This window comes from Streptomyces sp. MUM 203J (genome assembly GCF_022414595.1).
Taxonomy (GTDB): Bacteria; Actinomycetota; Actinomycetes; order Streptomycetales; family Streptomycetaceae; genus Streptomyces.
Map to the genome: position 1 here is coordinate 1 of NZ_JADWYO010000058.1, position 20,199 is coordinate 20,199.

The following is a 20,199-nucleotide window of genomic DNA, read 5'->3' on the forward strand; positions in this document are numbered from 1 at the left end:
CCGTCATGACCACACCGGCCCTACAGGCCGCGTAACCGAACCTGTCACCCAACCCTGCATCAGACCCGCCAAGCACCGCCGCCACGGCGTGAACGTGCAGGTAGTCACCGATCCTGGCGGCCGGCTGCTGTGGCTTTCCCCCGCGCTGCCGGGCCGCGCCCATGACCTGACCGCCGCCCGTACCCACCGGATCATCCGTATCTGCGAACGCCAGGGCATCCCCATCCTGGCCGACCTCGCATACCAAGAAGGAGGTCCCTGGGTCACCACCGGCGTCAAGCGCCGACCGCACAGCGGCCTCACCCCCACCCAGCAGACCGCGAACCGGGCGTTGGCCCGGACCCGCGCCCCGGTCGAGCGCGGCGTCGCCCGCCTCAAGTCCTGGCGGATCTTCCGGCACGCCCGCTGCAGCCCGAACCGCATGACGTCAATTGCCAAAGCCGTACTCACCCTGGAGCGGCACCGCTGAAGAACCTCACTGTTACGCCTGAGAACAGTGGGAATTCTGGTGAGCCTGTGTGCGGTGTTCTTCGGGGGCACGGGCTGCGCGGTCCCCGGCGTCACCCATGACGGCGAGACCCGCGAGGGGCGGCCCTTCAAGTTGATCGCCCTGACGGTCGTCGACGGACTTCCGATCAGTAATCCAGGGCTGGACATCCTGGTGGAGATCGGAGCGTTCGCGCTGGAGAGTTATCTGGCCGCGCAGGCGAAGGGGGAGTTCGAACCGGAGGACGACACGGTACTGACCGTGACCCGGACGGTGAACGGCGAGAAGGAGGTCACCGTCTACCGGATCGACACGCTGCGCAAGCTGGAAGTCAGGATGGACGGCGAGTTCGTCACGACGGTGGAAGACCGGCGTATAGCGGTCGAGGTCGTCCCTGGCACGGACTCCACCCTGCTGATCAGCGACATCGGGGAACGGGTCCACTGGGAGGGGAGTTTCACGCTCGACCCGACCGGGCTGGTCGGGGATACGCATGTTGATCTCGACACCGGCAGGGTCCACGAGCACGCCGGTGCCCCCGGTGCCGACTTCACCCATGGCGGCGCCGTCAACCCCTGGGGTTTGGAGGGGGTGGGCGAGGCACGCATCGCCGAATGGCGAAGCGCACTGCCCAGCCGCGAGGAATGCTCCGGGCTGCCGGAGGAATCCTGGCGGACCGCCACCGACATCGAAGTGATCTTTTCCGGTGCGGTGCACTGCGTCCGCACCGGCGAGGGAAGATTCGGACGTGTCACGCTTGGGCAGGACTACGAATACCTGGTGTGGAAGGACCCGGACGAGTAATTCACGTGATCTCTGTGCACCCAGGTGGGGGCGTCGGGGTCCGTGACCATTGCCTCACGGGTGGCGGATTGGAAAGAACGTGACCCGTGGGCCCGGCTATCGAAGGTTTCGTACGGTCAGGACGGAAGGTGCTTGATGGGAATCACGGAGATCGTGGTCGGTACGTTGATGGCCGCACAGGCTGTGGAGGAAGCCAGCAAGAACGCGCCCAAGGGCGGCGGGGGCATCAACAACGACCCGGGTGCTACGGGTGAGGCCGACGTCATGCTGGACGACATGTCGCGAGACGACGACTGATTGAGCTTCTTCGAGCGGGCCACCGATCGGGTGACGGTCCGTGAAGCGCAACGAGCGAGGCCCCCGGGCAGTTGATCGAGATGTCTAACGTCTCAACCACGCTGCTCAGGGGCCTCGTTGGTCATCTATCCTGCCGCACTCGACCTGCCACATGCGCTCGTGGAGTGGGTCACCATGCTCATCGTCACCCGTGAGGGTGACCGCCGCTGCAAGCTCCGTCCGTCCCAGCGCGCGATCGTGGCACTGGTGTACCTGCGCGAGCACACCACCCCGGCGGAGATCGCTGCCGGGTTCGGGATCAGCGAGTCCACCGCCCACGCCTACACCAGCGCGGTCATCGGCCTCCTCGCCGACCGTGCACCCGGCCTGCTGAAGGTCCTACGCGAACAGGATCCGGACTTCGTCCTCCTGGACGGCACGCTCGCCGAGTGCGACCGGGTCGGCGACGGACGGGCCGACTGCTCCCACAAGCACCGCCGGCACGGGGTGAACGTGCAGGTAGTCACCGATCCGGACGGCCGGCTGCTGTGGCTCTCACCCGCGCTGCCGGGCCGCTCCCACGACCTGACCGCCGCCCGCACCCACCGGATCATCCGCATCTGCGAGCGCCAGGGCGTCCCCATCCTGGCCGATCTCGCCTACCAGGGCGGTGGCCCCTGGCTGACCACGGGCATCAAACGCAGGCCCCTGCGGGAACTCACCCCTACCGAGAAGACCGTCAACCGGGCTCTGGCCGCGGCACGGGCACCGGTTGAGCGCGGCGTGGCCTGCCTGAAGTCCTGGCGGATCTTCCGCAGGTCCCGCTGCAGCCCCAACCGCATGACGTCAATCGCCAAAGCCATTCTCACCCTGGAGCGGCAACGCTGAAGAGGCTCAGTTACTGATCTCGCCATCTGAAACCCAGCTGACCGTAAGGGTAAAACGAACGTCCCGCTCAACGGGGTTCAGACGTACGCTCAACTGCTCAGGGTCACCCGACGTCACCTTGTACGGGAATCCAACACCATTGCCTCCCGCCCCTACGACCTGCGGTTGCACCGAGGTCGGTTCCGAGGGAAGTGTGACCTCGTAGAGTCGCTTATCCATTCCACCACCGCAGCCGTCTTGCTTGATTATTGATCCTCTTTTCGGAACCCCCTCACTCGATGTCACATCAAGAGTTATGCCCGTCACGACGATTACCTGGCCGGTTGAGGCATGCAACGTGATCGGGATTTCAACGTATTCGGGACCGCCGGTCAGCACTGGTACACTTTTCCGACCTCCGGGGGACTCCGCCTCAAATCGGAAAGATCTGATTAGAAGTATCGCGGAACGCATCCACCGGGGCCGGGCGAAGCGATCTTCAGGCCTGGCGGATCGGATACCGCGCTGCCGATCCATCCCCATAGGGAAGGGATGACTGTCCCAATCAGAATCAAAGCTGCCGGAATCACGAGCTGCTGAATCCACCAAGGCTTGTCTAAGGGATCCGAGGCATGCGGTGGATGCGCTCTTCCGGATGCCCCGGCGGCGGGCTCGGTGTCCGGCGGCCCGCCGTTCGAGGCGCTTGCCGCAGAGGTGCTCGAATCAGTAGACAATCCGCTCTCCAAGCCATCCGATAGGACGCATTCGATCCAGTCGCGCCGCCAGTGGGGCATCCCATGCTCTCAGGACGCACTGACATCCGCGGCGAGACGGCCCGCCTTCATGCCTCCCGCCGGTCACGCCTGACGGCGTTCACGGCCGCCGGCGAGGGTTGCCGTGGACCCGAGGACCGGCCGGGCTGACATGCTGCGATGAGGATCACGTCCGTCTCGGTCTCTCCCGGCTCCTCTCGGCCTCGGAGTCCCGCAGCGGTCGGCCCGTCGCCACCGCGAAGTGCGGTCGGCACCCGAGTCCCCTCGGGGCTGGAGGGAAGAATCACCCTGCGGCCGACCGCGCGAGCCACCGGCTCGGGTGCAGGACCGTCAGGTGTCGCTCACGGTGAGGCCGATGTGCTGCGCCAGGGCGGGCGCCAGGTCGAACAGCTGGGCCGTGTCGATCGTGGCGCCGCCAAGGGAGCCGATCCCTGTGATGATGCCCAGCGCGGTGGCCTCGCGCAGGTCGACCCGGGTCAGGGTGGCCCGGTCGAAGCGGGCGCGGTCCAGGGTCGAGCCGGGGAAGCGGACGTCGGCCAGCCGGGCTCCGCCGAAGTCCACGTCCCGCAGCAGGCAGTCGACGAAGACGACGTCCTTCAGCGAGGACGCACGCAGGTTGACCGAGTCGAATTTGCACTGGTGGAAGACGACACGGCGCATCTCGCTGCCGTGGATCTCCGTACCGGCGAGGACGCCGGCGGCGCACTCGGCGTCCAGCCAGGTGGTCTCGGCGAGGTTGGTTCCGACCATGCGCACTGCGTGCAGCCACACCTCGTCGAACCGGGAGCGCCGCAGGCGGCCTCCCTCGAAGGAGACCGAGGAGAAGGCCGACTGGCTGAAGAGGGAACTGCCCGCTTCCGCGTCGCCGAAGGCGGTGCCGTCGAAGTGGAGCCATTCGTAACTGCCCGAGTGCCCGAGCCTGCCGGTGAAGGGCTCAAGACGGGCCGCGTACGGCAGGGCGGCCAGGTCACGGGGGGTGCTCACGCGCATGGGAAGTCCTCCGAACGGACGGGGGCGGGTACCCCCGCCATGGCCCTGCGCGGGTTCCGTGACGGGGAGCGCCCATGCTGACCTCGCCCGCGCCGTTCTGCCTAATCGGCGCGACCTGGAGAAACCGCTCCGAAGGGCGGTCGGCCGCCACGACGGAAGTACGATGACTCGGGCTTATGGCGCATTCTGTCCGACTGTCGTTGTGATGTTCACCGCGGATCACAGGCGGCGAAGGTCCTGTACCGGCTGCCTCCAGACGGTCAGGGCGCCTGCTCGGCCTGGAGGTTGGGGCGGCCCACGGCTGAGCGCGGCGGCCGGGTACGGTCCGGAGGCGCGGTTCTCTGAGATCGATTCTGCGGTTCGCCTCCTGATCGCCGGATCCGCGGACCGCGCGCACCGTGCCTCCTGGACAACCGGGGAAGCCACCGAGGCGTCCCTGAGGCCCGTGCGCCACCCTGGCCAGCCGCAGTCAGGCGGCGGTCATGCGCTGCGCACCCGCACCCGCACCCGCACCCGCACCCGCACCCGCACCCGCACCCGCGTGAAGCGTCCACGGCGTGCGCTTCGGCTGTGTCCCCGGGCTGCGGGCGGTGTCTGCGGATGTCGGTACCTGATCTGCCCGTCGGCATCTGGAGTCGCCCGAAGGGGCGAAGCGCCGGGTGTCCGGCAGCGGATACCCCGGGGGGCGAGAGTGCCGTGCTGGGCTCGTGGCAGTCAGGTGGACCGCTGCGGAATCGATGGTGATCGCCGCGGTCCGGACCCACACCCCGAAAGGCAGCTCCATGAAGAAGAACCACGCCCCAGGAACCGGCGCGGCGCGCGCCCTGGCGGTGGCCGTCCTGCTGTCCGCCACGCTCACCGGCTGCGCGGACGGCGACGGCAACGGCTCGTCGGCGAACAGTCCGACGCCCACGGCCGCCTCGCCCACCGGCCGACTGGCGGGCACGGCGGCCGTCGGAACGCGCACCGGCGACCTCGGCACCTACCTCGTCGACGGCGGCGGCCTTACGCTCTACCTCTTCGAGGCGGACACCTCGGGGGACTCCACCTGTTACGGAGGCTGCGCCGAGGTGTGGCCTCCGCTCACCACCACCGGCGAGCCACAGGCGACGGGGGACGCCGACGGCGGCCTCCTCGGCACGACCACCCGCGAGGACGACACCACGCAAGTCACGTACAACGGACACCCCTTGTACTACTACCAGGGGGACTCTCAGGCGGGTGACACGAAGGGGCAGGGGCTGGATCAGTTCGGTGCGGCGTGGTACGTGCTCGACTCCGCGGGGGACCGGATCCAGCGTGAAGAGGACGACGGCCCCTACTGACACGCCGTCGGTCACCGCGCACGGCACCCACTGTCAGCGGAGGAGGGGGCCCGTCGCGAGGGGGAGGACCGCGCCGCCGCCGATTCCGAGGGTGAGGGAGGCCGCGGCGGCGGTGTAGGCGGTCGCGGCGGACCAGCGACCGCGTGCCGCGTGGGCTTCGGCGGAGGCCTGCGTGGTGATGAACACGGGGGCGAGCCAGCGCAGGTAGTAGAAGAGGGAGGCCACGGTGTTGACGACGGCGAGGACGGCGAGCCAGGCGTAGCCGCCGTCGACCGTGGCACTGAAGATCTCCAGCTTTCCGAGGAAGACGCCGGTGGGTGGGGTGCCGACCAGGCCCAGGAGGCAGACGGCGAGGACGGCTGCGAGGCCCGGACGGCTGCGGGCCAGGCCGCGGTAGGCGTCGAGAGTGCGGGCGTGCGGAAGCTCGGTGACCACGGCGAAGGCGCCGAGGTTTGTGACCGCGTAGGCGGCGAGATAGAACAGCAGGCTCTTCTGGGCGAGGTCGGTCCGGGTGGTGACGGCCAGGGCCATCAGGAGGTAGCCGACCTGGCTGATGGCGGAGTAGGCGAGCAGACGTCTGACGGAGTTCTGGAAGAACGCGGCCAGGTTTCCCAGCGTCATGGTGACGGCGGCGACGACGGCGAGGAGCAGGGGCCAGTTGACCTCGCTGTCGGGCAGAGCCTGGTGCAGCAGGCGGTAACCGGCGATCAGGCCGCCGACCTTGGGCAGCGTGGTGACGTAGGCGGCGATGGGGGCGGGTGCGCCGTCTGCGACGTCGGGCACCCAGAAGTGGGCGGGGACCGCTCCGGCCTTGAAGAGGATGCCGGACAGGACGCCGACGAGCCCGACCGCAACAAGCCCGTAGGCGGCGGACGGCAGCGTGCTCTGCAGTTCGCGGTAGTGGGTGGAGTGCCCGGCCGCGTACAGGAGCGCGGTGCCGGCCAGCATGGTGGTGCCGAGCAGCACGCCCATGAGGTAGTACTTCAGGACGGCCTCGGTGCCCTGTTCGTCCTTGGCGAAGGCCGTGAGCGGATAGGCGGGGATGCTCGCGAGAAGATAGGCGGCGAACAGGGTCAGCAGGTCGTTCGCGCCGATGAGGGCGAGGTTCCCGGCCCCGGTGAGGAGCAGCAGGACCCAGTACTCGGTCTCCCGTCTGTGTCCGCGCACGCTTTCCACGGACATGGTGATGACCAGCAGCAGGGCGCCGAGGACGGTCAGGCGGCCGACAGCGGTGGCGGTGTCCACGGCGAACGCGTCGGAGAAGACCGTCTGTTCGCGGGATGTGGCCATGGCGATGCCGGTGGCGGCCAGGCCGGTCGCCCCGGCCGCGGCCGCGAGCACGGCGATGATCCACTGCCGGTTGCGGGGCAGCCAGGCACCGGCGAGCAGGCCGATGACGGCGGCGCCGAGCAGGGCGAGTTCGGGGATCAGCGCGGCGAGGTTCTCGTTCACCGGGCCACCAGCCCGATGAGCGTGCGGCTGGCGGGTTCGATCACGTCGAGCAGCCAGCGCGGCAGGACACCGATCACCAGTGCGACCGCCAGCAGCCCCACGGTGGGCACGGCCTCGGTGCGCCTCAGATCGCCGATGCCGCCCGTGGTGACCGTCTCCGGCAGGCGCGGGGCGCCGAGGAACATCGCGCGCACGGCGCGCAGGAAGAGAGCGGCCGTGAGGGCGATGCCGCTCAGGGCGACAGCAGTGGCGACCGTATGGGAGGGCAGTGAGCCGGTGAAGATCTGGAACTCGGCGATGAACCCGGAGAAGCCCGGAATGCCCAGGCTGGCGAAGGCCGCGACGGCCGTCACGCCTGCGAAGCGCGGGGCGTGTGCGCCGAGTCCGGAGTAGGCGTCCATCGTGTAGGTCCGCCCCCGGTCGTAGAGCACACCGGCCAGCAGGAACAGGGCGCCGGTGATCAGGCCGTGGCTGACCATCTGGGTGACGGCCCCGGTCACGGCGAGGGTGCGGGCCTGGTCGTCGGTGCCGGCCAGCGTTCCGGCGGCACCGACGGCGAGGATGATGTAACCCATGTGGTTGACCGAGGTGTAGGCGATCATTCGTTTGAATTCGGTCTGCGCCAGCGCGACCAGGGCCCCGTAGACGACGGAGACCACACCGACGATGACGATGACCAGGGCGTACCGGCGCCAGCTGCCCGGCAGCAGGGGCATGGCGACACGGACGAATCCGTAGGTGCCCATCTTCAGCAGCACCCCGGCCAGGATCGCCGAGCCGGCAGCGGGGGCCTCGGTGTGGGCGGGCGGCAGCCAGGTGTGGAACGGTACCGCCGGGGTCTTGACCGCCAGTCCGACTCCGATGGCCAGGAGCACCAGACCGGCGTACAGGCCGCGGTCGGCGAGCGGGTCGGCGCGGGTGAGGTCGACGAGGTCGAAGGTGTGCGGTTCGGCGGCGAGGTAGAGGCCGATGAAGCCGAGCAGCAGGGCCAGGGAACCGACGAACGTGTAGAGGAAGAACTTCAGCGCCGCCGCTCTGCCCCGCTCGCCGTGGCCCCATCCGGCGATGACGAAGAACATGCCGACGATGGACAGGTCGAAGAAGACGAAGAACAGGATCAGGTCGAGGGCGACGAACAGGCCGAGGCTGACGGACTGCAGGAACAGGAACAGACACGCATGGGCGCGCACCCGCCGCCGTTCCTCCAGCGCGTACACGGCGACGGCCAGGAACAGCAGGCAGGTCAGCGCGATCAGGGGCAGGGACAGTCCGTCGACGCCGACGTGGTAGCCGACCCCGGCACTGGGGATCCACCGCAGCCGCTGCTGGTACTGCGTGCCCTCCCCCGGTTCGAAGCCGCTCCAGACGACGGCGACCAGGACGAGGTCGAGGGCGGCTGTGGCGATCCACACCCGGACGTACACCCTGTCGGGGAGCCGCGGCAGGAGGAGCAGGGCCGAGCAGACCAGCAGGGGCAGGAACGTGATGGCACTCAGCACAGGGCTACCTCACCAACAGGACGATCAGGACCAGCACGGCGAAGCCCACGGCCGCCTGGGCGTAGTACTGGTGGAGCAGTCCCGTCTGGGGGAGGCGCGCCCACCGGCCCAGGCCACGGACGCCTGCGGCGAGGGTGCCGACGGCGGCGTCGATGCCGCCGTCGTCCGTCCGGCCGGCGAGCCGCGCGGTGGCGAGCGTGCCGCGGGCGGCCCGCCGCACCGCGCCGTCGACGACACGGTCGTCGAAGGCGGCCAGTCCCCGCGCCAGCGCCAGGACGGGCCGCACCACGACCACGAGCGCGGCCCGTTCCAGATACAGCCACCCCCGCGTCCATCGCACCACCGTGCGCGGCGCCCGGGCGGGCGCGGGCCGGGCGGCCCACCGCCAGGCCAGGCCCGCGGCGGTGAGCGCGACACCGGCGGACAGGCCCAGTTCCCACGGCTCGGGCGACGGCTCCCCCGGGGCACCGACCAGGCGCCGCAGCCAGGAGGCCGGTCCGGGCAGCGCCAGCACTCCGAGCGCGGCCGCGGCGAAGGTGAGGGAGAACAGCGGTGCCGGTGTCGCACGGGCGGTGCGCCGGGTGCCGCGCAGCTCGGTGTCGTACCCGGTCTCCGGATCGGCGGGCAGGGGCCGGGTGACGTACCACAGGGCCTTGACGCTGTAGACGGCTGCGACGGCCGCGGCCGCGAGCCCCAGGACGTACAGCCCGGTGTTCTCGGCCCGCGCGGAGGCGAGGACCTCGTCCTTGGCCGGCCACAGCGACAGCGGAGGCAGTCCCGCCAGCGTCAGCGCGCCGACGGCGAAGGCGGCGCCGACCAGGGGCTGGGCGCGGGCGGCGCCCCGCAGGGCGGGCAGCTGCTTGGTGCCGAGCGCGGTCAGCCAGGAACCGGCCGCGAGGAACAACGCGGACTTGGTGGCGGCGTGCGCGACGAGCTGGGTGGTGCCGGCGGCGACACCGCCGCTCCCGGCGGCCAGCACCATGAACCCGATCTGGGAACAGGTGGAGGCCGCCAGGAGCTGCTTCAGGTCCCGCTGGACGACGGCGACCACGCCCAGGGCGAGGGCGGTGGCGGCGCCGGTCCAGGCGACCAGCGGGCCGGCCCAGTCCGTGGCGGTCAGCAGTGTCTGCAGGCGCAGCAGCAGATAGGCTCCGGCGGCGACCATGGTCGCCGAGTGGAGCAGCGCCGAGACCGAGCTGGGGCCCCGCATGGCCTGGGACAGCCAGAAGGAGAACGGCAGTTGCGCCGACTTGCCGAGTGCGGCCACGACGACGCCCGCGCTGATCACGTGCGGCCACGGCGACGCCGCGTCCGCGAGGACGTCCAGTTCCATCGAACCGGCGCCCCCGGCGGTCGCCGCACCGGCGGCCAGGTACAGGCCGAGGTCTGCGGTGCGGGTGGTGAGGAACGAGACGTCCGCCGCTCTCGCCCGCTCCGGTTCTCTCCACCAGTAGCCGATCAGGGCCCAGCTGGCGGCGCCCATCGCCTCCCAGGCCATCAGCAGCGGCGGCAGGGTGGTCGCCGTGACGGTGACCAGCATGGAGCCGGAGAAGACCAGCATCAGCCCGAAGAACCGCCCCCGGTTCTCGTCACGCCCGAACTCGCCCGCCGCGAAGGCCAGGACGGCCGTGGTGACCGTGGCCACGGTGACCACCATGACCGCGGACAGTCCGTCCACCGCCAGGCCCGCCCGTGCTCCGGCGAGCAGCGGCGCACTCGCCTGTGGCCGGAGCACCGCGGCTGTGACGGCCAGGCCGAGCGTCGCTGCGGCCACCGCCAGACCGAGTGCGGGAACAAGGCGGTTGTACCGGGCTCCGGTCAGCGCCAGCAGCGCTCCCGCGCCGAGGGGGAGGACGATCAGCAGCCAGAGCACCTCGCTCATCCCCTGAGGTCCTGGGCCATGTCGGTCGTGTCGACCTGGCGGGCTCGGTAGATCGCGGTGGTGACGGCGAAGCCCATGGCCATCTCCACCGCCATCGCGACCACGGCTGCCACGATCACGACCTGGCCCCCGGGCGCCCAGGGGGCGAGGAAGTGCCAGAAGCCGGCGGTCGCGACGATGATGCCGCCGATCATCAGTTCGACACCCATCATGATCATGACGATCGACTGCTGGGAGAGCGCGCCGAACAGGCCGGTGCAGAACAGGCCCGCGGCCAGCACCAGGATCAGTTCGAAGGTCACCGGCCCACTCCCCCGCCGGCCGGGTCCTTCGCCGGACGCCGGCCGAGGTCGTCACCGAAGCGGTCGTAGCGCCCCCGGCGGGTGGCCAGTACGGTGCTGCCCACCATCGTGGCCAGCAGCACGAAGCCCAGGATGATCATGGTCAGCATCTGTTCGGCCATCAGAGCCCTCCCGACCTGGAAGGTGGTGTCCTCCGGGCGGGCGGTGACGTGCTCCGGCCAGGGCACCAGGAGGATCCCGGCGACCAGGGCGGTGAACACTGTGCCCGCGACGGCCGACGCGCCACGCTTGTTGTGCAGCATCGACATCGGTGCCAGACCGGCCGGGTTCATCATGTAGGCGATCATGAACACGGCCATGATCACCATCTCCATGACCATCATCAGGACGATCACCACGCCCAGATAGGGCAGGCCGAGGACGGTCGTCACACCGCCGACGCACACCAGGGACGCCATCAGCGCGAAGGTGACCCGGGCCATCGAGTCCAGTGTGAACACCAGGACACCGAAGGCCACGGCGGACACCCCCAGAACCAGCAGCAGCACGGTGCCGTTCGTGTCCATGACGCGGTCCCTCCTTGCTTCCTAGCGGCCGAGGTTCAGCAGAGCCGGAACCAGGACCTGCACGATCGTCAGCGGGATGAGGACCACCCAGGCGAACTCCACGTACCGGTCGGCGCGGATCACCGGGAACCGCCGCAGCACGCACACCAGCAGAGCGAGGACCACCACCGTCTTGATCAGGGACCACGCCCAGTCCGGCAGGCCCGGCCCGGAGCCGCCGCCCAGGAACAGCGGAACCGCCATGGCCGAGCCGGAGACGAGCCACAGCCACCGGCCGGCCCGCAGCAGCAGCCCGTCCACCCCGGACGTCTCCGCCAGGACTCCCCCGGCGAGGTCACGTCCGGCCGGATAGGCGAAGGGACCCACAAAGCTGAGCGCCAGCACACCGGCCAGGTAGGCGGCGAAGGCGACCGGCATCCACACCGCGTACCACAGGCCGTGCTGAGCGGCGGCGATGTCCCCCACCCGCAGCGACTGGGCGCCGGTGGCGGCCGAGATCAGCGCGAACATCAGCGGCAGCTCGTAGGCCAGGCCCTGGGCGACGAACCGGTATCCGCCGACCAGGGAGAACGCGGAGTCGGGCCCCCAGCCGGCCAGCCACAGCCCGGCCCAGGTGAGCACCTCCATGGCGTTGAACCACACCACTCCGACCGACAGGTCGGCCACCACGTGGTTCCCGAGGGGGATGACCAGCGTGGACAGCACGGCGGCCACCGGCACGGTCACGACACCGGCCCGCCACAGCAGGCGGTCCGGCGCGGGCAGCTTCCTCGGCTGCGCCGCCAGCGCGCACGGCACCTCGTGGAACGGCCGTACCGCGCCGGCGAAACTCACCGGACGTCCCGCCCTCCTCGCGTCCAGCGCCGCGTTCCCGGCGACCGCCAGCACCGCCAGACCGAGCAGCAGCCCCGGGGCCGCCAGCAGCGTCCACCACTCCCCCGCCTCAGCCATGCGTCATCTCCACCGCCGGGACGGCCAGTTCGTCCGGGTCGGGGTCGAGGCTGGCCACGATGAGCCGGGCCGCGGCGAGTTCGGCGCCTTCCAGCAGTCCGGGCAGCAGCGAGGCCAGTGCGGCCGACGGCGGGTTCCCGGCGCTCCACCGGCCGCGCGGGCTCTCCTCCGCCGACACGTCGAGCGGCGCGGAGTCGTCCATGCGGCGCAGGTCGTGCCGTACGTCGACCAGCCACTGCCGGTAACGGGCGGTCACATCGCCGTCGGCTCGCGCCGCGGGACCACTCGCCCCTGCCCCGCGCGCGTCCTCCGCCGTCACGACGCCGATGCCGCGCGTCAGCCAGGCCAGGGTCCGTGACCGGCCGACCCTCCGGGCCCATCGCTCCAGCCGGGCCGCGACCGCGGCGTGCGGCGCGCCGGACAGCAGGTCGTCCCGCAGCCGACGGGCCGACACCTCCTCGGCCGGCCAGCCCACCACCGCCAGCAGCCGTCCCAGGCTGTCCAGCCGCGCTGCCGCGCGCCGCCGCGCCGCCTCGCCCACCCGTACCGGCTCCCCGTTCGAGGCCCGCAGCCACGGCTCCGCCCAGAACGGCCCGGCTGCCGCCCCGGCTGCGGGCGCCGCCGGCTTCCCGAGGCCGGCCCGCTGGACCACATCGCCCTGCAGCACCAGACGGATCGTCAGCCCCGCGGGCCAGTCGGCCAGGAACGGCCCCAGGGGCACATGCAGCCGGTCCAGCGTCAGCCCGTCGCGGTCCTCGCCCCGCTCGGCCATCGGCAGCCCGCCCGGCGTCCCCATGTCCCCGTGACCGCCGTGCCCCGGCCGGTCACCGTCGCCGCCACGCCCGCCGCCCGGGCCGCCGCCCTGTGCCGGATCCCGGTCCGGGCCACCGGCGTGCCGCTCTCCGCCTCCCTCGGCGCGGGGTACAGCGAGGCCGCGCCGGGCGGCCGGTGACCTGAGGAGGGCGCGGCCGGCGGCCAGAGCGGTCTCCACCCCGTCGGCGTCGCGGGCGTGCACCCGGGCGCGCGGCGCGGGCAGGTCCCGCCACAGCCGCTCCAGCGCGACCAGCAGTTCCGGGCAGTCGGGGCCGGTGACGAGAAGGAGATCGGCCTGCGCCGGGGTGGACACCTGCGGCCAGTCACGCAGCCGCAGCAGCCGCTCGGCGGCCAGCCGTGCCGCTGTCCCGCACGGCACCGCGGCCAGCAGCACCCGTGGCCGCGCCGCGGTGGCGCGCAGGGCGAGACCGGTCACGTCCATCGCAGCGCGCCCTCCCGCCAGGCGTACACGACCCCGGCGACCAGGACGGCGAGGAAGACGAACATCTCGATCACGGCGCCGGGTCCCATGACCGAGATGACCCGCGTCCACGGATACATGAAGACCATCTCCATGTCGAAGGCGAGAAAGAGCATGGTCACCGTGTACCAGCGCGCGTGAAACCGGCTCACCGCGTGTTCCGCCGGCTCCAGCCCGGACCCGAACGGCGCCGCCTCCAGCGCGTCCGGACTGATGCGCGCCGCCCACGCCGCCCCGTAGAGACCGGCAACGGCCGTCAGGGCGATACCGAGCAGGGACAGCGCCGCCGTGGTGCCGCTCACCGGTTCTCACCCTGTCCTTCGACAGGCGGCCGGCCCGGCGGATGCCGGGTGCGTCACGTCGCGTTCGCGGCACGGCTCCGGCTCCCGCACGCCGACGGCCGCCAGGTGCCGCCTTCGCGGGTCCGGCCGTGCCGGGTCAGGCGACGGGAGCCCTGCCCGCTGCCCGGCGGGGCTGCCGCCGCAGGCCTCCGGAAGCGTGCGGCAACCGCGGCCGTGGGCGCCCCCGGTGTGTCCGAGCCGGTCCACCGCCGTGGGGGAGACGCCGCTCCCGCCGAAGGGCGGGAAGCGGTCCGGGCCGGTGCGTCCGGCCGCGCGGGCGAGGTCGGTCGTCTCGGGAAGGAGGATCTCCGCGTAAGCCGACGCACCGGGGCGGACGAGAAGGAGGCGCATGGTCACCTCGGTGGACGGGGACTGCGGTCGGACCACTCGTGTCAGCGGGTGCCCCGCTGGAACGACCACGAGCCACCGTCCACCGAAAGCCCCCGGGCCACGGCGGCGCCGCGCCGGTCCGCACGAGCCGCCGGGGCTTTTCACCCGTCCGGCGGCAGGTCCCGTGTCACGGGACCCTGGGGGCCCGCCTGTCCGAAGGACCGTGCGGGCGCGGCGGTGCCGTGCCGTCACAAGCCGTGTCACACACGGCGGCCGGAGGGCGCAGGGGGACGCCGTTCTCGCGCAGCACCTGACGGACGTCCAGAATCAGCGGGAAGACCTCGTGATTGCGGTCCTCGCCCTGCTCGTCCCACGCCCGCTGTTCGGCCTCGACGGCCATGCGGTCCTCGGCGAAGACGCGTTCGGCGAAGCGCCGGATGAACGGCCAGGCCATGTGCAGGGCGGCGGGGACTCCCGGCTTCTTGATCATGAGGAGGCCGTAGGCACGGCATGTACGCTGCTCGGCGCCGTCGGGCACGTACACGGCCCAGAGGCGGAAGGCCGGGTGTTCGGCGTCCCCCGGGACCAGGTCGAGGGTCTGGTACGGGTACAGCGTACGGATGGTCATGACGTCGCTGGAGGCACCGCCACCGATGCCCGCACCGGCCAGCAGCTCGGCGCTGCGGTTCCGTTTCCCTCCGGTGTGGGTGAACAGATACCTGGCCTCCACCGACCGCTGGTCGGACGCGAAGCCCAGAAGCTCGGGGCGGAGCCTTCCGACGACGCCCCGGTGGAGGAACTGGTGGTTCATGTCCAGCAGGTTCTCGTGCATGAACGAGTAGTGGCAGCGTACGGTCCGGGAGAAGGTCATGGTCCGGTACTGCGGGGAGCCGAAGTCCGGCAGCTCCGGAAGCGGGGTGTCGGCCGCCTTCGCCGGGTCGCCCGGGAAGACGAAGACCAGACCGTACGCCTCGCGGACGGGGTAGCCGCGCACACCACGCGGCGGGCGGCCGTCACCCCGGGCGAGGTAGGGAATCTGGGAGATGCGTCCGTCGCCCCGGTACGCCCATGCGTGATAGCAGCAGCGCAGCGTCTCGCCCTCCACGACGCCCATGCTCAGCGGTACCTGCCGGTGGGCACACCGGTCCTCCAGCGCGTGGACGGCGCCGCTCTCACCGCGGTAGAGCGCGATGCGCTCTCCGGCGAACGCCGCCCCGGCCGCCCGCCCCCTGCGGACCTTTCTGGACAGGGCGACCGGGTACCAGTGGTCGGGGTTCGCGCCCACCCGCCGGAGGTCGGTCTCGCCGGAGGGCGAACCGGGGTCCCCCGGGAGCCCGGCACTTCCCACTCTGTCGAAGTCGGTCATGCCTCTCCTCGCCGTGGGAACGGAACACCCCCCATCCTGACTGCCGCCCGCTGTCCGTGCTCAGCCCTGGACCTCCGAACGGGGGATCCGTCACCCGGCGTTCATACCGGCGAGCAGGTGCCAAGAGCGCCGCGTGCCTCGGCACCGGAACCGCCCCGCGACCGGCCTCGTCCGGCGACGGCACTCCGCCGTCGCGGCCCACCCGGCGACGGAGCCGGGCCCGCCGCGGAGTCCTGACCGGTTCGCGTCCTCGCCCTCCGCGCCTCGGTTCCCCGAATCCTTCAGCGGCCGGGGTCCAGGTTCCGCCCTGTCCTTTCGTGCAGGGTGATACCGACCGAGACCGAGACGTTGAGGGATTCCGTCGAGGTGAGCATCGGAATCGACACGGTCGTCGTCGAGACGCCCTTGAAGAGGTCCGACGGGCCACCCTTCTCGCTGCCGAAGAGGAGCGCGAGGCGGTCGTCGTTCTTTCCGAGGTCCCTGACGGCCAGTTCACCGTCCGCTTCCAGCGCCATCAGAGGCATGCCGCTTTCGCGGAGGAAGGACATCGCCTCCTCTCGGGTGGCGAGGACAATGGGGAGTGAGAAGACATATCCCCGGCTGGCCCTCAGGAGACGGCGGTCCGCGATGCTGGTCAGATCGCTGTCGACCAGGATGATTCCCGACGCCCCGAGCGCGAGCGACGTACGGACGATCGCACCGATGTTCCCGACGATCTTCACCCCGTCGAGCACGACGACATCACCGGAACGACTCGTGATGTCGGCGAACTTCGCCGGGCGGGGCACCCGTGCGACACCGAATGTCCTGGGTTTGCGCTCGCCCTTGAAAAGGTGGTTCACGATCGACGAGCCGACGAGCCGGACCGGGATGTTCCGATCCTCGCACAGGGCGAGGAGGCCGGACGGGAGCGCGGTGTTGTCGCTGCCGTAGATCTCGATGAACTCCACTCCCGCCTTGATGCTCTGCATCAGGGGTTCGGGGTCCTCGATCAGCGTGGTCTTGATATTCGCGCGTGAATGCTTCGTGATATCGGCAATGCGCTGCACCGCGGGGTCGGAGATATGCGTGATGGTTTCCAGCTCGGTCATGGGCCGATCCTAGCCGTGCCCGGGGGTGGTGCCCGCGCCCCCGCCGGGCGGCCGGGGACGGTGGTCCGGCCACCGGGTCGTGCAGGGCGCGGGGCGGGCCGGGCGGGTGTCCGGAGCGGTGGGCGCGGCGGCGGGGAAGCCGTCGTCCCGCAGATGGTCCGCCGACCGGAACGCGAGCGCAACGCCGATGGGGCGCGGTCATCGTGCCGCCCGGCTTCGCGGATCCGGTGCAGCACGAGGCGGCGAACGGGAACGAGTACGGGGCCGGCAGAGTGCCGGGGAACGAGCCCGGGAACATGGCGGAACCGAACCCGGCGGCGGTCGAGTTCCAGGCGCGGCGGGCCGTGGGCATCGGGGCGGCACTGAAGCAGGAGCACCGAAGCGGGGGCCGGGTCGGCGCGCGAGGCCGTTCGGGGCCCGCCCCGTTCCCCCGCTCCCTAGACGCCGGACGGGCCGACCCGGCCCGCGGCCAGGTCCATCAGCCGTGACAGCACCCGGCCGCCTGACGCGTGCACACCGTCGTGTTCCCACTCGTTGGTGACCCAGACGCGCGCCGCGCCCAGGGTGCGGGCCGTGGCCAGGGAGAGGCCCGCGTCGACGTACATGTCGTCGTGGTAGACGATCGCCGCGACCGGGACCTCGTTGGCGGCCAGGCGGTGCGGGTCGTACAGCTTCGGCCAGTCGGTCCGTTCGGCCAGCAGGCCGGCGGCGCCGGCGAAGGGACGCAGGCCGGTGATGTCGCGGAACATCCAGGGATAGATCATCTCACCGGTCAGCAGGAGCGGGTCGGCGTCCTCCGCGAACTCCGGGTACGCGGTGAGGGCGCGGGCGGCGGCCCAGCCGGTCGGCCCCGCGCCCTGGCCGTACAGGGTCTCCTGCATCACCGCGAAGAGCGGGTTGTCGGTGAAGCCCGTCAGGGCCATGACCTGGTGGAGGAAGGTGCCGGACAGCTCGCCCGCGCCGTCGAACGCCTCGTCCAGGAGCCAGTGGACGCGCTCGAAGCCGTCGCCCATGCCGAGGGCGAGGCCCAGGGTGCGCAGGCGGCGGGTGGTCAGGCGATCGCCGTCGGGGAGGCGGACGTCCTCGGCGGCCAGCTTGTCCGCGATCTTCCGGAGGAGGGGTGCGTCGTCGGGGTAGCGGGCGTACATCTCGTGGACACGGTCGCGGACGCGGGGGTAGGTGCGGGCGTAGACGTCGTCGGCGGTGGCGGCGATGCCGGGCAGGCCGCCGGTGACGTAGCAGGCCCTGAGGCCTTCGGGGGCCTGGGACAGATAGGTCAGGGTGAGGAAGCCGCCGTAGCTCTGGCCGAGGGTCTCCCAGGGCTCGTCGCCGCACAGGGCGCGGCGGATGTGCTCGGCGTCGGCCACGATGGAGTCCGCGCGGAAGTGGCCGAGATACGCGGCGAGTCCGGCGGGTGAGCCGAAGCGGGCGGCGGTGCGGGCGGTGACCGGTGTGGAGCGGCCGGTGCCGCGCTGGTCGAGGAGGAGGACCCGATGGGTCTTCAGGGCCCGGGCCAGCCAGCCGGGCGAACCGGCTGAGGGGCGGGGCGACTTGCCGCCGGGGCCGCCCTGGAGGAACAGCATCCAGGGCAGTCGCTCGCCCGCTCGCGCGGGGTCGGCCACCTCGCGGGCGAACACCTCGATGGCCGGGCCGTCCGGAGCCGCGTGGTCGAGCGGGACGGTGAAGGTGTGGTCGACGGTCGCGTACGCCGGGTTCATCGGCTCAGGAGTCCCTTCGGAAGTGCGGAGTTGACGTCCCACATTGTGTCCGACCCCTTGTCAGTGCAATTTCACATTACTATGTTACCGGTCACATTCCAGCCTGCCAGGAAGTGACCCTTCATGCACACGCGCACTCGCACCACGCTCATCGCCGCCTCCGTCGTCGCGGCCCTCACCCTCGGCGCGGCCGGCTGCTCCGGCGGTGGGGACGCGGGCCCCGTCAAGGGGCGGGGCAAGGGCGGCGCCAACCCCGTCGCGGCCAACGCCGGCGCGGTCGTCGGCGGCACCCCGCAGAAGGGCGGCACCCTCACCGTGCTGTCCAACCAGGACTTCACGCACCTCGATCCCGCCCGCAACTGGGTCATGGGGGACATGGACTTCGGCACCCGGCTGCTCTACCGCACCCTGGTCACCTACAAGGCCGCGCCGGGCGCCGACGGCGGCGAACTGGTACCCGACCTGGCCGAGGACCTCGGCACGCCGTCCAACGGGGCGAAGACCTGGACGTTCCGCCTCAAGAAGGGGCTCAAGTTCGAGGACGGCACGCCGATCACCGCACAGGACGTCAAGTACAACGTCGAGCGGTCCTTCTCCCCCGACCTGCCCGGCGGCCCCGACTACGCCGCCCGCTACCTGGCCGGGGCGGAGGGGTACCAGGGCCCGGCGAACGGCAAGCACCTGGACTCCGTCAGGACACCGGACGACCGGACGATCGTCTTCGAACTGCGCACGCCCTTCGCGGAGTTCCCGTACGCGACCGTGCTGCCGACCTTCGCCCCGGTGCCCGAGTCCCGGGACAAGGGCCCGCAGTACGACAACCGGCCGTTCTCCTCGGGGCCGTACAAGATCGAGTCGTATGCCCGGGACAAGAAGCTCGTGCTGGTCCGCAACGAGCACTGGGACCCGGGCACGGACGAGGTGCGCAAGGCCTACCCGGACCGGATCCAGGTCGTCATGGGGCTGAAGGGCGGCCAGATCGACGACCGGCTCATCGCCTCGTCCGGCGCCGACGCCTCCGCTGTGCAGTGGAGCGTGCTGCGCCCCGAGAGCGCGCCCAAGGTGCTGCCGAGACCCGACGTGCTGAAGCGCATGCTGGCCGAGTCCAGGAACTGCGTCGACATGCTGCAGATGCACACCGGCCGCGCCCCGTTCGACGACCTCAGGGTCCGGCAGGCCGTGCAGTACGCCCTCGACCGCGACGCCCTGCTGACCGCGTCCGGCGGTCCCGCCCTCAACGAGATCTCGCACGCCGCGATGCCCGCCTCCCTGTTCGGCGGCGAGCAGCCCGACGTACTCGGCATACCGACGGCGGGTGACGCCCGGAAGGCGAAGTCCCTGCTGAAGGAGGCCGGGAAGGCCGACGGGTTCTCGACCAGCCTCACCGTCTCCAACGGCGACAAGGCGGTCGGAGAGGCGATCCAGCAGGCTCTGGGCCGGGCCGGGATCAAGGTCACCATCGAGACGGTCGACCCGTCCGCCTTCTACGACACCATCGGGGACACCGAGAACCGTACCGACCTCGTGTACACCGGCTGGTGCCCCGACTACCCCTCCGGCTCCACGTTCCTGCCGTTCGTCTTCGACGGCCGCTACATCAAGGAGAAGGGCAACTCCGGAAACCACTCCCTCTTCCGCGACGAGCCGACCATGAAGCGGATGGACGAGATCGCCGCCATGACCGACGCCGAAGAGGCCAACAAGGCATGGCAGGAGCTGGACGGCGAGATCCTGCGCAAGGCCCCGGTCGTCCCGGCCGTCGCCAAGCGGATGCCCCTGCTCGTCGGCACGAACGTCGCAGGCGCCTTCGGCCACCACTCGTACGGCGGGCAGATCGACTACGCGACGGTCGGTCTCAAGGACCCGTCCAAGAGCGGCAGCTGAG

Annotated in this window: 18 protein-coding genes and 1 pseudogene; 6 read left to right on the plus strand and 13 right to left on the minus strand. The window is 71.1% G+C overall.

The genetic code is table 11. The annotated features are described in order from the left end of the window. Positions 1 to 70 precede the first annotated feature (70 nt). The 4 genes and pseudogenes from I3F58_RS23580 to I3F58_RS23595 form a co-directional block, all read left to right on the plus strand. A pseudogene (locus I3F58_RS23580) lies at positions 71 to 469 on the plus strand (transposase family protein); the annotation flags it as partial. A gap of 39 nt (positions 470 to 508) precedes the next feature. Next, positions 509 to 1,291, plus strand: coding sequence for a hypothetical protein (locus tag I3F58_RS23585; RefSeq protein ID WP_240110677.1), 783 nt, complete (start codon positions 509 to 511; stop codon positions 1,289 to 1,291). A 135-nt stretch (positions 1,292 to 1,426) separates the two neighbouring features. Continuing rightward, positions 1,427 to 1,588, plus strand: coding sequence for a hypothetical protein (locus I3F58_RS23590; RefSeq protein WP_240110678.1), 162 nt, complete (start codon positions 1,427 to 1,429; stop codon positions 1,586 to 1,588). A gap of 117 nt (positions 1,589 to 1,705) precedes the next feature. Continuing rightward, the gene (locus I3F58_RS23595; RefSeq protein ID WP_240110679.1) at positions 1,706 to 2,455 is read left to right on the plus strand and encodes a transposase; all 750 of its coding nucleotides are present in this window, start codon (positions 1,706 to 1,708) and stop codon (positions 2,453 to 2,455) included. A gap of 6 nt (positions 2,456 to 2,461) precedes the next feature. On the opposite strand, the gene I3F58_RS23600 is transcribed toward I3F58_RS23595, so the two are convergent. Then, on the minus strand, positions 2,462 to 2,833 hold the full coding sequence (locus I3F58_RS23600) for a hypothetical protein (RefSeq protein ID WP_240110680.1): 372 nt from the start codon (positions 2,831 to 2,833) through the stop codon (positions 2,462 to 2,464). 704 nt (positions 2,834 to 3,537) lie between these two features. Continuing rightward, positions 3,538 to 4,197 carry a pentapeptide repeat-containing protein gene (locus I3F58_RS23605; RefSeq protein ID WP_240110681.1) on the minus strand — a complete coding sequence of 220 codons (660 nt, stop codon included), beginning with the start codon at positions 4,195 to 4,197 and terminating at the stop codon, positions 3,538 to 3,540. A gap of 782 nt (positions 4,198 to 4,979) precedes the next feature. On the opposite strand from I3F58_RS23605, the gene I3F58_RS23610 reads away from it, so the two are divergent. Further along, the gene (locus tag I3F58_RS23610) at positions 4,980 to 5,522 is read left to right on the plus strand and encodes a hypothetical protein (protein ID WP_240110682.1); all 543 of its coding nucleotides are present in this window, start codon (positions 4,980 to 4,982) and stop codon (positions 5,520 to 5,522) included. Positions 5,523 to 5,555: 33 nt separating this feature from the next. Here the strand turns inward: I3F58_RS23610 and I3F58_RS23615 are convergent, their stop codons facing one another. The 11 genes from I3F58_RS23615 to I3F58_RS23665 all read right to left on the minus strand — a co-directional run bounded on the left by I3F58_RS23615 (position 5,556) and on the right by I3F58_RS23665 (position 18,314). After that, positions 5,556 to 6,974, minus strand: coding sequence for an NADH-quinone oxidoreductase subunit N (locus I3F58_RS23615; protein ID WP_240110683.1), 1,419 nt, complete (start codon positions 6,972 to 6,974; stop codon positions 5,556 to 5,558). After that, complete coding sequence (locus I3F58_RS23620; RefSeq protein ID WP_240110684.1) at positions 6,971 to 8,473, minus strand: NuoM family protein; 1,503 nt, start codon at positions 8,471 to 8,473, stop codon at positions 6,971 to 6,973. The genes I3F58_RS23615 and I3F58_RS23620 overlap by 4 nt, the downstream gene beginning before the upstream one ends. A gap of 4 nt (positions 8,474 to 8,477) precedes the next feature. Then, complete coding sequence (locus tag I3F58_RS23625; RefSeq protein WP_240110685.1) at positions 8,478 to 10,355, minus strand: NADH-quinone oxidoreductase subunit L; 1,878 nt, start codon at positions 10,353 to 10,355, stop codon at positions 8,478 to 8,480. Further along, on the minus strand, positions 10,352 to 10,657 hold the full coding sequence (locus tag I3F58_RS23630; RefSeq protein ID WP_240110686.1) for an NADH-quinone oxidoreductase subunit K: 306 nt from the start codon (positions 10,655 to 10,657) through the stop codon (positions 10,352 to 10,354). The genes I3F58_RS23625 and I3F58_RS23630 overlap by 4 nt, the downstream gene beginning before the upstream one ends. Then, positions 10,654 to 11,223, minus strand: coding sequence for an NADH-quinone oxidoreductase subunit J (locus I3F58_RS23635; RefSeq protein WP_240110687.1), 570 nt, complete (start codon positions 11,221 to 11,223; stop codon positions 10,654 to 10,656). The genes I3F58_RS23630 and I3F58_RS23635 overlap by 4 nt, the downstream gene beginning before the upstream one ends. A gap of 21 nt (positions 11,224 to 11,244) precedes the next feature. Beyond that, positions 11,245 to 12,174 carry an NADH-quinone oxidoreductase subunit H gene (locus I3F58_RS23640; protein ID WP_240110688.1) on the minus strand — a complete coding sequence of 310 codons (930 nt, stop codon included), beginning with the start codon at positions 12,172 to 12,174 and terminating at the stop codon, positions 11,245 to 11,247. After that, positions 12,167 to 13,429: a hypothetical protein gene (locus tag I3F58_RS23645; RefSeq protein WP_240110689.1), complete on the minus strand. Its 1,263-nt coding sequence runs from the start codon at positions 13,427 to 13,429 to the stop codon at positions 12,167 to 12,169. The genes I3F58_RS23640 and I3F58_RS23645 overlap by 8 nt, the downstream gene beginning before the upstream one ends. Beyond that, a complete protein-coding gene (locus I3F58_RS23650) occupies positions 13,420 to 13,770 on the minus strand; it encodes an NADH-quinone oxidoreductase subunit A (protein WP_240110690.1) in 351 nt (116 codons plus the stop codon). Before I3F58_RS23650 ends, I3F58_RS23645 begins: the two co-directional genes overlap by 10 nt. Positions 13,771 to 14,326: 556 nt before the next feature. Further along, complete coding sequence (locus tag I3F58_RS23655; protein ID WP_240110691.1) at positions 14,327 to 15,505, minus strand: aromatic ring-hydroxylating dioxygenase subunit alpha; 1,179 nt, start codon at positions 15,503 to 15,505, stop codon at positions 14,327 to 14,329. A 281-nt stretch (positions 15,506 to 15,786) separates the two neighbouring features. Continuing rightward, a complete protein-coding gene (gene nshR, locus I3F58_RS23660; RefSeq protein WP_240110692.1) occupies positions 15,787 to 16,596 on the minus strand; it encodes an NshR/TsnR family 23S rRNA methyltransferase in 810 nt (269 codons plus the stop codon). 437 nt (positions 16,597 to 17,033) lie between these two features. Continuing rightward, positions 17,034 to 18,314, minus strand: a complete 1,281-nt coding sequence (locus I3F58_RS23665; protein WP_240110693.1) for an alpha/beta fold hydrolase — start codon at positions 18,312 to 18,314, stop codon at positions 17,034 to 17,036. Positions 18,315 to 18,437: 123 nt separating this feature from the next. On the opposite strand from I3F58_RS23665, the gene I3F58_RS23670 reads away from it, so the two are divergent. Further along, positions 18,438 to 20,198, plus strand: coding sequence for an ABC transporter substrate-binding protein (locus I3F58_RS23670; RefSeq protein WP_240110694.1), 1,761 nt, complete (start codon positions 18,438 to 18,440; stop codon positions 20,196 to 20,198). The last annotated feature ends 1 nt before the right edge of the window (position 20,199 follow it).